The following is a 12,685-nucleotide window of genomic DNA, read 5'->3' on the forward strand; positions in this document are numbered from 1 at the left end:
CGGGGTCCGGTCAGCCCAGGAACCCGCGCAGCAGCGCCGCGGTCGCCGCCAGGTGCTCCTCGGTCGAGCGCCGGGCGCCCGCGACGTCGCCGGCCAGGATCGCCCGCACCATCGCCCGGTGCTGGTCCGAGGCGTGCTCGATGTTGCGGTCCAGCACGGGTATCGCGTTCAGCAGGTCGTTGAGCCGCATCCGGCTCTCGGCCACGCCGGTGGCCAGCGACGGAGAGCCGGCCAGTTCGGCGATCGCCAGGTGGAAGCGGGAGTCCAGCTGCCGGTACTCCTCGGCGTCGGCCGCCTCCAACTCGGCCAGCCGCCGCTCCAGGTAGGCGCGCTGGTCCTCGGTCAGATCGCGCCGGGCGGCCTGCTCGGCCGCGCCGGTCTCCAGCACCATCCGGAAGGTCAACGCGTCCTCCAGCTCGCTGCCCATGTGCTGGACCGCGCGCCGCAGTTCGCCCAGATCGGGGGCCGGCAGCCGGTAGGTGACGAAGGTGCCGCCGTAGCGCCCGCGCCGGGACTCCACGCAGCCCGCCTCCTGCAGCGAGCGGATCGCCTCGCGCAGCGTCTCGCGGCTGATGCCGAGCCGGGCGGCCAGCTCGCGCTCGGCCGGCAGGCGGTCGCCGTAGCCGAAGACGCCGAGCTTCACCGCCTCCAGGATCCGCTCGACGGTCTCCTCGAAGGCGTTGCCGGTCCGGACGGGGCGGAAGATCGCGCCGCCCTGCCAGTCCATGCCCGGCTCGCCCGGATCGCCCGCGCCCGCAAGTGTCACCCCGAAATCGTACCGAGGTACGAGGTACGAGCTACCTGCATGCCCCTCTTGACGTGATGTGGGCCGAGACGGAAGCATGCGCGGTACGCCAATGGTCTAGTTCCGGGCCATTGACGGCCACAGTGTTGTGGGCGCATGTTTCGGATCCCCCACCGAACCCCCAAGGGGTGCGCATGTCCTCCGAGCAGTCACCTGTCGACCAGGTTCCCCCACCTGCGTTGCACGCGGTTTCCCCCGATGTTTCCAACGATGTCTCCGCCGACGAGCAGCGACTTCGCGAGCTGGGCTACACCCAGGAGCTGGCCCGCTCGCTCTCCGGCTTCTCCAACTTCGCCGTCTCCTTCTCCATCGTCTCGATCCTCTCCGGCTGCCTGACCCTCTACGGCTTCGGCATGGTCACCGGCGGCCCGGCGCTGATCACCTGGGGCTGGCCGCTGGTCGGCGCGATGACCCTGTGCGTGGGCCTGGCGATGGCCGAGATCTGCTCCGCCTACCCGACCGCCGGCGGGCTCTACTACTGGGCGGCCAAGCTGGCCCGGGGCAACGCGCCGGCGGCCAGCTGGTTCACCGGCTGGTGCAACTTCATGGGCCAGGTCGCGGTCACCGCGAGCGTCGACTACGGCGCGGCCACCTTCACCAACGCGCTGCTCGATCTGCGGTTCGGCTTCAGTGCCACCGCGCCCCACACGATCGAGATATTCGCGGTGATCCTGGTGCTGCACGGGCTGTTGAACAGCTTCGGCGTCCAGCTGGTCGCGATCTTCAACACGGTCAGCGTCTGGTGGCACCTGCTGGGCGTGGTGATCATCGTCGGGATGCTGGCGATCCTGCCGCAGCACCACACCTCGGTCTCCTTCGTCTTCGGACACTTCGTCAACCAGACCGGCTTCCACAGCTCCTTCTACGTGGCCATGCTCGGCCTGCTGCTCGCCCAGTACACGCTGACCGGATACGACGCCTCCGCGCACATGACGGAGGAGACCAGGGACGCCGCCCGCTCCGGGCCGCGCGGCATCGTCAACTCGATCCTGGTCTCGCTGGTGGCCGGCTGGATCCTGCTGATCGGCCTGACCTTCGCGATCCAGGACTACAACGGCGAGGTGAACAGCGGCACCGGCGAGCCGCCCGCCCAGATCTTCCTGGACGCGATCGGCCGCAACGGCGCCGAGTTCCTGCTGATCATCGTGATCGGCGCGCAGTTCTTCTGCGGAATGGCCTCGGTCACCGCCAACTCCCGGATGATCTACGCCTTCTCGCGGGACGGTGCGCTGCCCGGCTCGAAGATCTGGCACCGGATCGCCGAGCGCACCCAGACCCCGAACAACGCGATCTGGCTGGCCACCGCCGGTGCCTTCCTGCTCGGCCTGCCCGCGCTGTGGAACACCACCGCCTTCGCCGCCGTCACCTCGGTCTCGGTGATCGGCCTCTACCTGGCCTACGTGATCCCGGTCTACCTGAGACTGCGTCAGGGCGAGGGGTTCCAACGCGGCCCCTGGCACCTGGGCCGCTGGAGCCGCCCGATCGGCATCGTCGCGGTCGGCTGGACCGCGCTGATCACCGTGCTCTTCATGCTCCCCACGCTCAGCCCGATCACGGCCAAGAACTTCAACTACACCAGCGTGGCGATCGCGGTGGTGCTCGGTTTCTCGGCCGTCTGGTGGTTCGCTTCGGCGCGGCGCTGGTTCACCGGCCCGCGGATCCACGACCTGCAGGAATCGACCCCCTACGCCACGACCGACTCAACTCCTGCGGAGGAGAACGGATGAGCAGCGCACGGCTGACGCTCGATCAGCTCAGGGCCCGCGTCGCCGACGGCAGCATCGACACCGTCGTGCTGGCCATCACCGACATGCAGGGTCGGCTGCAGGGCAAGCGGCTGGACGCCGGGTACTTCCTCGACGATGTGCTGGGGCAGGCCGCCGAGGGCTGCGGCTACCTGCTGGCCGTGGACATCGAGATGAACACCGTCGACGGCTACGAGGTCTCCTCCTGGGAGAGCGGTTACGGCGACCTGGCCATGGTGCCCGATCTGGACACGCTGCGCCTGGTCCCCTGGCACCCGGGCACCGCGATGGTGCAGTGCGACCTGGCCCGGCACGACGGCACCCCGGTGACCGTCTCGCCCCGGCAGATCCTGCAGCGGCAGCTGGACCGGCTCGCCGGGTACGGCTGGCAGGCCTACGTGGGCACCGAGTTGGAGTTCATCGTGTTCCGGGACAGCTACGAGCAGGCCTGGGACAAGGACTACCGGCAGCTCACCCCGGTCAACCAGTACAACGTGGACTACTCGATCCTGGGCACCGCGCGGATCGAGCCGCTGCTGCGCCGGCTGCGCCGGGAGATGACCGGCGCCGGCCTCACGGTGGAGTCGGCCAAGGGCGAGTGCAACCTGGGCCAGCACGAGATCGCCTTCAAGTACGGCACCGCGCTGAAGACCTGCGACGACCACGTGGTCTACAAGACCGGGTCCAAGGAGATCGCCGCGCAGGAGGGCGTCAGCCTGACCTTCATGGCCAAGTACAACGAGCGCGAGGGCAACTCCTGCCACATCCACCTGAGCCTGCGCGACGCGGAGGGTGCACCGGTCATGGTGGGGGAGGGGCCGCACGGATTCTCCAAGGTGATGGAGCACTTCCTGGCCGGCCAACTCGCCTGCCTGGCCGACTTCGCGCTGCTGCTGGCCCCGACCGTCAACTCCTACAAGCGCTACGTCCCCGGCAGCTTCGCGCCCACCGCGATCGCCTGGGGCCGCGACAACCGCACCTGCGCGCTGCGGGTGGTGGGCCACGGCCCCTCGCTGCGCTTCGAGAACCGGGTCCCCGGCGGCGACGTCAACCCCTACCTCGCGGTCGCCGCGCTGATCGCGGCCGGGCTGCACGGTGTGGAGCAACAGCTCGAGCTGGAGCCGGAGTTCACCGGCAACGCGTACGCCTCGAACGCGCCCCGGGTGCCGGCCACGCTGCGCGACGCGGTCACCGCCTTCGAGACCAGCGAGGCGGCGGCGCTCGCCTTCGGCAAGGACGTGGTGCGCCACTACACCCACGCCGGCCGGGTCGAACTGACCGCCTTCGAGGCTGCGGTGACCGACTGGGAGCGCCGCCGCGGGTTCGAGCGCCTGTGACCGGGCGGCCGCTGGTGGGGATCACCAGCTACCTGGAGCGGGCCGCCTGGGGCGTCTGGGACCAACCGGCGGCGCTGATACCGCAGTTGTACGTTGACGCGGTGACCGCGGCGGGCGCCGTGCCGGTGCTGCTGCCGCCGCAGCCCGTCCACGGCGCACCGGCCGCGCTGCTGGCCCGGCTGGACGGGCTGGTGGTGGCGGGCGGGCCCGATGTCGACCCGGCCCGCTACGGCGCCGAGCCGCACGGGCGCACCGGTGCACCGCACCGGCCTCGCGACGACTGGGAGTTCGCGCTGGTGCGGGCGGCCCTGGACGCCGACCTGCCGCTGCTCGGCGTCTGCCGGGGGATGCAGGTGCTCAACGTGGCGCTCGGCGGCGACCTGGTCCAGCACCTGCCGGACCGGATCGGCGAGCAGAGCCACCAGTTGGCCCCGGCCACCTTCAACCGCAGCCTCGTGCGGGTCGAGCCGGCCAGCCGGCTGGCCGGCATCCTCGGCGAGCAGGCCGGGGTGCTCTGCTACCACCACCAGGCGGTGGACCGGATCGGCACCGGACTGCGCCCCGTGGCCTGGAGCCCGGACGGCACCGTGGAGGCCCTCGAACTGCCCGGCGCCCGCTTCGCGCTGGGCGTCCAGTGGCACCCGGAGGCCGACCCGGGCGACCCAAGGCTGTTCAGATCCTTCGTCAACGCCGTTGAGGAGAAGACCTCGTGACCCAACTCGCCGACCTCTTCGAGGTGGTCAACCCGGCCACCGAGGAGGTGATCGAGACCGTCGCCATGGCCGACCTGGCCGCCACCGACGCCGCGATCGCCCGGGCCAAGGCCGCGTTCGAGAGCTGGCGCCGGGTCAGCCCGGCCGACCGGGCCCGGCTGCTGCGCGCCTTCGCGGCTGCCGTGGACGCCGACCGCGAGCACCTGGCCCAGTTGGAGGTGGCCAACGCCGGTCACACCATCGGCAACGCCCGGTGGGAGGCCGGCAACGCGCGCGACGTGATCGAGTACTACGCCGCCGCGCCCGAGCGGTTGTTCGGACGGCAGATCCCGGTGGCCGGCGGGATCGACGTCACCTTCCAGGAACCGCTCGGCGTGGTCGGCATCATCGTGCCGTGGAACTTCCCGCTGCCGATCGCCGCCTGGGGCCTGGCCCCGGCGCTGGCGGCCGGCAACACGGTGGTGCTCAAGCCCGCCGAGCTGACCCCGCTCACCGCGCTGCGGCTGGCAGATCTCGCACTCGCCGCGGGACTTCCCGAAGGCGTGCTGCAGGTGCTGCCGGGCCCCGGCCCGGTGGTCGGCCGCCGCTTCGTCACCCATCCCGACGTGCGCAAGGTGGTCTTCACCGGCTCCACCCGGGTCGGCAAGGAGATCGCGGCCGGCTGCGCCGAGCAGGTCAAGCCGGTCACCCTGGAACTCGGCGGCAAGAGCGCCAACATCGTCTTCGCCGACGCGGACCTGGCCAAGGCTGCCGCCACCGCGCCGTACGCCGTCTTCGACAACGCGGGCCAGGATTGTTGCGCGCGCTCCAGGATCCTGGTCCAGCAGAGCGTGTTGGACGAGTTCCTCGCGCTGCTGGAGCCGGCGGTGCTCGGGGTCAAGGTCGGCGACCCGCGCGAGGAGAGCACCGAGATGGGACCGCTGATCTCGGCGGCGCAGCACGCCCGGGTGACCTCCTATCTGACTGACGAGGTGTCAATTCGCCTTCAGGGCAAGGTTCCGGACGGCAAGGGCTTCTGGTTCCCGCCGACCGTGCTGGCCCCGGTCGACCAGAGGTCGCGGGTCTTCACCGAGGAGGTCTTCGGCCCGGTGGTCGCCGTCGTCCCGTTCACCGACGAGGCCGACGCGCTGCGGATCGCCAACGCGAGCGAGTACGGCCTGGCCGGCTCGATCTGGACCCGGGACCTGGGCCGCGCGCTGCGGGTGGCCCGGGGCGTGGAGGCCGGCAACCTCTCGGTCAACTCGCACTCCTCGGTGCGCTACACCACCCCGTTCGGCGGCTACAAGCAGTCGGGCCTCGGCCGCGAGTTGGGCCCCGACGCCCTCGAGGCCTTCACCGAAACCAAGAACGTCTTCATCTCCACGGAGGAGTGACTCAGATGACCAACCGTCTCGACGGCCGAGTGGCCGTGATCACCGGTGCCGGCAGCGGAATCGGCCTGGCCAGCGCCCGCCGCCTGGCGAGCGAGGGAGCCAAGGTCGTCTGCGTCGACCTGGACGAGCTGAGCGGCAAGGCCGCCGCCGATGAGGTCGACGGCCTCTTCGTGAAAGCCGATGTGACCAAGGAGGCGCAGGTCAAGGCGATGTACGAGGCGGCCGTGGCCGAGTACGGCAGCGTGGACATCGCCTTCAACAACGCCGGCATCTCGCCGCCCGAGGACGACTCGATCCTGACCACCGGCCTGGAAGCCTGGAGGAAGGTCCAGGAGGTCAACCTGACCAGCGTCTACCTCTGCTGCAAGTACGCGATCCCGCACATGCAGCGCGCGGGCAAGGGCTCGATCATCAACACCGCCTCGTTCGTCGCGGTGATGGGCGCGGCCACCTCGCAGATCTCCTACAGCGCCTCCAAGGGCGGCGTGCTGGCGATGTCGCGCGAGCTGGGCGTGCAGTTCGCCCGCGAGGGGATCCGGGTGAACGCGCTCTGCCCGGGGCCGGTGAACACCCCGCTGCTCCAGGAGCTGTTCGCCAAGGACCCCGAGCGCGCGGCCCGCCGCCTGGTGCACATCCCGCTGGGCCGGTTCGCCGAGCCGAGCGAGATCGCCGCCGCCGTGGCCTTCCTGGCCAGCGACGACTCCTCGTTCATGACCGCGAACACCTTCCTGGTGGACGGCGGCATCTCGGGCGCGTATGTGACTCCCCAGTAGTAAGGACGCCCGCAGCGCCGCGCCGCACCCGCCCCCGGGTGCCGCGCGGCGCTGCGGCATGCTTGCGGGGTGCAGGGCACACGGCGTTAACTAGCAACGGTAGTTAAACGGCCCGGCCACGAGGAGAGGACCACCCGTGCAGCAGCATGCGGACCAGTACATCGATGGCGGCTGGCGGCCGAGCCTCGGCGGCGAGCCGCTGGCGGTGGTCAACCCCGCCACCGAGCAGGTCATCGCCACGGTCCCGGCCGGCACCCCCGCCGACGTCGAGGCCGCCGTGGCCGCCGCTCGCTCCGCCGCCCGTGCCTGGGGAGCCACCACCCGCGAGGAGCGGCTGGCCCCGCTCACCCGGCTGCGCGACGGCCTGGCCGCCCGCCAGCAGGAGATCGCCGAGACGGTCAGCGCCGAGCAGGGCAGCCCGATCGGCTTCGCCGCCGCGGTGCAGGCCGGATTGCCGCTCGCGGTCGCCTCCTCCTACCTGGAGCTGCTGGCCGGCTACGAGTTCCAGGAGCAGGTGGGCAACTCCACCGTCTTCGCCGAGCCGGCCGGCGTGGTCGCCGCCATCACCCCGTGGAACTACCCGCTGCACCAGATCGTCGCCAAGGTGGTCCCGGCGCTCGCCGCCGGCTGCACCGTGGTGCTCAAGCCCGCCGAGGACACCCCGCTGGTGGCCCGGCTGTTCGCCGAGATCGTGGCCGCGGCCGGCTTCCCGGCCGGAGTCTTCAACCTGGTCACCGGCCTGGGCACGGTGGTCGGCGCGGCCCTGGTCGCGCACCCCGAGGTGGACCTGGTCTCGTTCACCGGTTCCACGGCCGTGGGCCGGGCGATCGGCGAGGTGGCCGGGCGCGGCGTCAAGAAGGTGGCCCTGGAGCTGGGCGGCAAGTCCGCCAACGTGGTGCTGCCGGGCGCCGATCTGGCCAAGGCGGTCAACGTGAACGCCGCCAACGTCTTCGCCAACTCCGGCCAGACCTGCACCGCCTGGACCAGGCTGCTGGTCCACCAGGACCAGTACGAGGAGGCCGTCGCGCTGGCCGCGAAGGCCGCCGCCAAGTACGCGCCCGGCGACCCGTCCGCGCCGCAGACCCGGATGGGCCCGGTGGTCAGCGCCAAGCAGCGCGAGCGGGTGCGCGGTTACATCGAGAGCGGACTGGCGCAGGGCGCCCGGCTGGTGGTCGGCGGCGCCGAGGCGCCGGCCGAACTGCCCACCGGCTACTACGTCCAGCCCACCGTGCTCGCCGACGTCACGCCCGACATGACGGTCGCGCAGGAGGAGATCTTCGGCCCGGTGCTGTCGATCCTCGCCTACCGGGACGAGGAGCACGCCCTGGAGATCGCCAACGGGACCGAGTACGGCCTGGCGGGCGGCGTCTGGGCGGGGGACCAGGAGAGCGCGGTCGCCTTCGCCCGCCGGATGGACGCCGGCCAGGTGCACATCAACGGCGGGCAGTTCAACCCGCTGGCGCCGTTCGGCGGCTACAAGTCCTCCGGAGTCGGGCGCGAGTTGGGCCGGCACGGGCTGGAGGAGTTCCTGCAGACCAAGTCGCTGCAGCTCTGAGACCCCGCCGACTACCGAGAGGCTGCTTTGACTACTGAAAGGAAGGCCATGGTTCGCGCCGCCCTGCTCACCGCCGTCGACGCTCCGCTGGAGCTGACCGAGATCGAGTTGCCCGAGCCCGGGCCCGGCCAGGTCCGGGTCAAGCTGGCGGCCGCCGGCGTCTGCCACTCCGACCTGTCGCTCGCCACCGGCGTGCTGCGGGCCCCCACCCCCGTGATCCTCGGCCACGAGGGCGCGGGCACGGTGGCCGCCGTCGGCGAGGGTGTCAGCACCGTCCGGGTCGGCGACCCGGTGGTGCTCAACTGGGCTCCCGCCTGCGGCGCCTGCCACCTCTGCGGGCTCGGCGAGCCGTGGCTGTGCGAGCGCGCGGGCGCGGCCTACGGCGAGACCTACGCGGCGCTCGCGGACGGCACCGGCGTCTACCCCGGGCTCGGCGTCGCGGCCTTCGCCGAGGAGACGCTGGTCAACGAGCGCGCCCTGCTGCCGCTGCCGGACGGCGTGCCGCTCACCTCGGCCGCGTTGCTCGGCTGCGCCGTGCTCACCGGCTACGGGGCGGTGCACAACGCGGCCCGGGTCCGGGCCGGCGAGTCGGTGGTGGTCATCGGGCTGGGCGGGGTGGGCCTGGCGGTGCTGCAGGCGGCCCGGATCGCCGGCGCGGGACCGATCATCGCGGTGGACGTCAGCCCGCAGAAGGAGGAGCTGGCCCGGCGCCACGGCGCCACCGAGTTCCTCCTGGCGGACGATCAGCTCTCGCGCACCGTACGCAAGTTGACGGATGGTCATGGTGCGGACCAGGCCTTCGAATGCGTCGGCCGGGGCAGCACCATCCGGGCCGCCTGGTCCACCACCCGGCGCGGCGGGCGGACCACGGTGGTCGGCATCGGCGGCAAGGACGACCTGGTCTCCTTCTCCTCCCTGGAGCTGTTCCACTTCGCCCGGACGCTGAGCGCCTGCGTGTACGGCAACAGCGACCCGGCGAGGGACGTCCCGCTGCTCGCCGAACACGTGCGCGCCGGGCGGCTCGACCTGGAGGCGCTGATCACCGACCGGATCACGCTGGACGAGATCCCCGCCGCGTTCGAGCGGATGCGGGCAGGTCAGGGCGGTCGCTCGCTGGTGGTGTTCTGAGCTACCCGGCGGTACGACCGTCCATCTTGGACCATTGCGAAGGCTCTGGCACACTGTCGCTGTCGGCTGACGAACCGTCATAGCGATCAGGACTGGGGAACTGGGCATGTGGGGTCGGGGGACCGAGCTCGGTGGGCGTTACACGCTCACCGAGCGGCTCGGCGGCGGGGCGATGGGGGAGGTCTGGCGGGGCGAGGACGGGGTGCTCGGTCGTCAGGTCGCGGTGAAGATCCTGCTGCCCGCGTTGCTGGACGATGCGACGTTCATGGAGCGGTTCAGGCGTGAGGCCAGGCTGCTGGCCTCGATCAACCACCCGGGCATCGTCGAGGTGCACGACTACGGCGAGAGCGGCGAGGACGCGCAGGACCGGGTCGCGTACATCGTCATGGAGCTGATCACCGGCCGACCGTTGGACGTCGTCCTCGAGGAGAGCGGCCCGCTGCCGGTCGACCGGGCGCTGGGCATCGTCGCCCAGGCGCTCGACGCGCTGCACGCCGCCCATCAACGGGGCATCGTGCACCGCGACATCAAGCCGTCCAACCTGATGCTGCGGGAGGACGGCCGGGTCGCGGTGACCGACTTCGGCATCGCCAGCGCCGTCGCCGGGACGAGGATCACCTCCTCCGACGCGATCCTCGGCACCGCGCTCTACGTCGCCCCCGAGCGCGCCGAGGGGGCCGCGTCCAACCCGGCCTCCGACCTCTACTCGATCGGCGTGCTCTGCTACGAGATGCTCATCGGGAAGCCGCCGTTCACCGGGGAGACGGCGCTGGAGATCGTGCTCAAGCACGTCCGGGAGCCCGCGCCCGCGCTGCCCGACAGCTTCGGTCGGCCGGTGCGCGACCTGGTGGCCACCGCGCTCGCCAAGCTGCCCGGGGAGCGGTTCGCCAACGCCGCGGAGATGGCGGCGGTGGTGCGGGGCGCGGCGCAGGGGGCGCCGGTCGCGGAGGCGATCGCCTCCCGGGCGACACCGCTGGTCCCCGCCCGGCCCGCGGCGGCGGTCGCCCCGGTCGCGGTTGCCCCGGTCGCGGTTGCCCCGGCTGCGGTGGCGGCGGTTGCCCCGGCCGCGGTGGAGCCGGCGGCCGCCGAGAAGGAGACGCAGCCTGTCGTGTCGTCGCGGCAGCCGTGGATCCGGCGTCGCTTCGTGCTGCCCGTGCTGATCCCGTGCGGCGTCACCGTGGTCGTCGGTTCGGCCCTGCTGATCGACCAGACCCCGTTCAGCTCCAACGCGGCCACCGCGCCCTCGCGCCCGCCCGCCGCGGCCGCTGCCGGCTCACCGGCCGCCGCCGTGGGGCCGGGGGCACCCGCCGCCTCGGCGTCAGGTGCGGCGCCCTCGGGCTCCGCGTCGCCGAGTGCGTCCGCTTCGGCGCCCTCCGGCAACTCGTCGGCCCCGCCCGCCGGTTCACCTGCCGGCTCACCGGGAGCGGCGGTGCCGCCCCCGCCGGGCGGCGGCGGTACGCCCCGCAGTGGCGGCGGCAACTCCGGCGGCAGCGGCTCGGGCGCCGGCTCCAACGGTGGCTCGACCAGCGGCTCAGGCTCGGCCCCGGGTGGCGGCAACTCCGGCTCCACGAACGGCGGTTCGACGCAGCCCCCGCCGCCCACCCAGCCCGCCCCCAACCCGCCGCCCAGCTCCGTCCCGCCCAGCTCTGCCCCGCCCGCCGGCTGCGGCGCGTCGAGCGCCATCGTGAACGTCGGCGACGGTCTCAAGGTCGGCCTCGCCGACGGCAACCCCTCGGGCACCGGCGCAGTGGTCATGGGCGGGAGCACCCAGTACGGCTGGGTGCGCAGTGCCGACCAGACCTGGTCCGTCTTCCACGCCTGCAACATGAACGACAGCATTCTGGGCGTGGCGTACTACCCCGGAACCAGCGCTCAACTCATCGCCCAGCCCGGCGGCGGGATGGCGGACTGGACGATCGTCGGCGCGCCGACCGGTGTCAACATCAAGGACTACCTGGGGCAGAACTGCCTGACCGACAACGGCGCCGGCCACCAGCTCACGCTGAACGCCTGCACCCCGGGCGACGCCTCCCAGGAGTGGCGGATCCCCTGACGTTCAGGGCCCGGGCACGACCGCCCGGGCCCCGCCGGGGTCAGCCCGCCAGCGCCGCCCGGCCCGCCAGGACGACCTTGGTCTGCTCGGCCACCCGGCGACCCAGGTGCTCGGCGGTGGCGATGTCCGACTTGTGCACGCCCTCGACGCCCTGGTCGTTGTTGGACTGGGCACCGGCCCCGAGGAAGAAGCCGAGGCGGTTGAGGTCGTTCTCCGAACCGGTGCTGACGTTCCAGCCCGGCATCAGGCCCAGGTTGATCCAGGTCATGCCGTGCTGGGCCGCGAAGATGCTCAGGTACTGCAGGGTGGCGAGCTTGTCGCCGCTCTTGGAGCCGGAGTTGGTGAAGCCGGCCGCCAGCTTGTCCTGCCACGCGGAGGCGAACCAGCGCTTGGTGCTGGCCTCGGCGAAGGTGTGGAAGGCGGCGGAGGCACTGCCCAGGTAGGTGGGCGAGCCGAAGACGATCGCGTCCGAGGCGTCCAGCAGCTCCCACTGGGCTTCGGTGATCTCGTCGACCTTGATCAGGTGGACGGTGGCGCCGGACTCCAGCGCGCCGGTCCGGACGGCCTCGGCGATGACGGCGGTGTGGCCGAAACCGGAGTGGACGGCGATGGAGATGACGGGGCTGGTCACAGTGGTGCTCCCGAGTGGTTGCGGTGCGATTCGGTAAGTGCTGGTGAAAGGTAAGCACTGTCATTTGGAAAGCGCAACCCAGTCCGCAGCGCTGTACTCGCGTACACTGCCGCTATGACGACCGAAAGCGCTGCCGGGAGCCCGGGTGGGCACCACGCGGACGACCTGCCCTACAGCGTGTTCGGGCGCGCCTGCCCGTCGCGGCACGTGCTGAAGGACATCACCCACGCCTGGGGCAGCCTGACCCTCGCGGCGCTGCTGGACGGCACGATCCGCTTCAACGAGCTGCGCCGCCGGGTCGACGGGGTGAGCGAGAAGATGCTGTCCCAGACCCTCCAGGCGCTGGAGCGCGACGGGTTGGTGCACCGCAAGGCCCAGCTGACCAATCCGCCGCGGGTCGACTACTGCCTCACCGCGACCGGGCGCGAGGTCGCCGAGCAGCTGCAGGTGCTGATCGCGCTGGTCGAGGAGCGGATGCCCCAGGTGCTGGAGGCGCAGCAGCGGTACGACGAGACCCGTGGCTGAGCGGCCCTCGGATGATGTTTTGAAACTAGTTGCATAGAGCCGGTCCT

11 protein-coding genes are annotated in these 12,685 nt (G+C 71.8%); 9 read left to right on the plus strand and 2 right to left on the minus strand.

Annotated features, from left to right (window positions below; genetic code table 11):
• Window positions 1–10: 10 nt before the first annotated feature.
• Window positions 11–766, minus strand: coding sequence for an FCD domain-containing protein (locus P3T41_RS27450; protein WP_280693199.1), 756 nt, complete (start codon window positions 764–766; stop codon window positions 11–13).
• A 173-nt stretch (window positions 767–939) separates the two neighbouring features.
• Here P3T41_RS27450 and P3T41_RS27455 point away from each other — a divergent pair, with 173 nt between their 5' ends.
• From P3T41_RS27455 to P3T41_RS27490, 8 genes are all read left to right on the plus strand, one after another.
• On the plus strand, window positions 940–2,532 hold the full coding sequence (locus P3T41_RS27455) for an amino acid permease (RefSeq protein WP_280693200.1): 1,593 nt from the start codon (window positions 940–942) through the stop codon (window positions 2,530–2,532).
• Entirely contained in the window at window positions 2,529–3,887 is a 1,359-nt protein-coding gene (locus P3T41_RS27460) for a glutamine synthetase family protein (RefSeq protein WP_280693201.1), read from the plus strand. Before P3T41_RS27455 ends, P3T41_RS27460 begins: the two co-directional genes overlap by 4 nt.
• The gene (locus P3T41_RS27465) at window positions 3,884–4,600 is read left to right on the plus strand and encodes a gamma-glutamyl-gamma-aminobutyrate hydrolase family protein (protein WP_280693202.1); all 717 of its coding nucleotides are present in this window, start codon (window positions 3,884–3,886) and stop codon (window positions 4,598–4,600) included. Before P3T41_RS27460 ends, P3T41_RS27465 begins: the two co-directional genes overlap by 4 nt.
• The gene (locus P3T41_RS27470) at window positions 4,597–5,973 is read left to right on the plus strand and encodes an aldehyde dehydrogenase family protein (protein WP_280693203.1); all 1,377 of its coding nucleotides are present in this window, start codon (window positions 4,597–4,599) and stop codon (window positions 5,971–5,973) included. The genes P3T41_RS27465 and P3T41_RS27470 overlap by 4 nt, the downstream gene beginning before the upstream one ends.
• Before the next feature lie 5 nt (window positions 5,974–5,978).
• On the plus strand, window positions 5,979–6,746 hold the full coding sequence (locus tag P3T41_RS27475; RefSeq protein ID WP_280693204.1) for a 3-oxoacyl-ACP reductase: 768 nt from the start codon (window positions 5,979–5,981) through the stop codon (window positions 6,744–6,746).
• A gap of 136 nt (window positions 6,747–6,882) precedes the next feature.
• Window positions 6,883–8,301 (plus strand): aldehyde dehydrogenase family protein, encoded by a 1,419-nt coding sequence (locus P3T41_RS27480; RefSeq protein ID WP_280693205.1) that lies wholly within the window; start codon window positions 6,883–6,885, stop codon window positions 8,299–8,301.
• A gap of 48 nt (window positions 8,302–8,349) precedes the next feature.
• Window positions 8,350–9,429: a Zn-dependent alcohol dehydrogenase gene (locus tag P3T41_RS27485; RefSeq protein ID WP_280693206.1), complete on the plus strand. Its 1,080-nt coding sequence runs from the start codon at window positions 8,350–8,352 to the stop codon at window positions 9,427–9,429.
• A 106-nt stretch (window positions 9,430–9,535) separates the two neighbouring features.
• Complete coding sequence (locus P3T41_RS27490) at window positions 9,536–11,482, plus strand: serine/threonine-protein kinase (RefSeq protein WP_280693207.1); 1,947 nt, start codon at window positions 9,536–9,538, stop codon at window positions 11,480–11,482.
• 40 nt (window positions 11,483–11,522) lie between these two features.
• Here P3T41_RS27490 and P3T41_RS27495 read toward each other — a convergent pair whose 3' ends face one another.
• Window positions 11,523–12,113 (minus strand): flavodoxin family protein, encoded by a 591-nt coding sequence (locus P3T41_RS27495; RefSeq protein ID WP_280693208.1) that lies wholly within the window; start codon window positions 12,111–12,113, stop codon window positions 11,523–11,525.
• Between the two features lie 114 nt (window positions 12,114–12,227).
• Here P3T41_RS27495 and P3T41_RS27500 point away from each other — a divergent pair, with 114 nt between their 5' ends.
• Complete coding sequence (locus P3T41_RS27500) at window positions 12,228–12,638, plus strand: helix-turn-helix domain-containing protein (protein WP_280693209.1); 411 nt, start codon at window positions 12,228–12,230, stop codon at window positions 12,636–12,638.
• Window positions 12,639–12,685: the final 47 nt, after the last annotated feature.

Source organism: Kitasatospora sp. GAS204B (assembly GCF_029892155.1).
GTDB lineage: Bacteria > Actinomycetota > Actinomycetes > Streptomycetales > Streptomycetaceae > Kitasatospora.

Excerpts from the sequence above, each read along its gene's own strand:
- P3T41_RS27485 (WP_280693206.1), top strand. The coding sequence starts at position 8,350 with ATGGTTCGCGCCGCCCTGCTCACCGCCGTCGACGCTCCGCTGGAGCTG.
- P3T41_RS27460 (WP_280693201.1), top strand. The coding sequence starts at position 2,529 with ATGAGCAGCGCACGGCTGACGCTCGATCAGCTCAGGGCCCGCGTCGCC.
- P3T41_RS27500 (WP_280693209.1), top strand. The coding sequence starts at position 12,228 with ATGACGACCGAAAGCGCTGCCGGGAGCCCGGGTGGGCACCACGCGGAC.
- P3T41_RS27475 (WP_280693204.1), top strand. The coding sequence starts at position 5,979 with ATGACCAACCGTCTCGACGGCCGAGTGGCCGTGATCACCGGTGCCGGC.
- P3T41_RS27455 (WP_280693200.1), top strand. The coding sequence starts at position 940 with ATGTCCTCCGAGCAGTCACCTGTCGACCAGGTTCCCCCACCTGCGTTG.
- P3T41_RS27490 (WP_280693207.1), top strand. The coding sequence starts at position 9,536 with ATGTGGGGTCGGGGGACCGAGCTCGGTGGGCGTTACACGCTCACCGAG.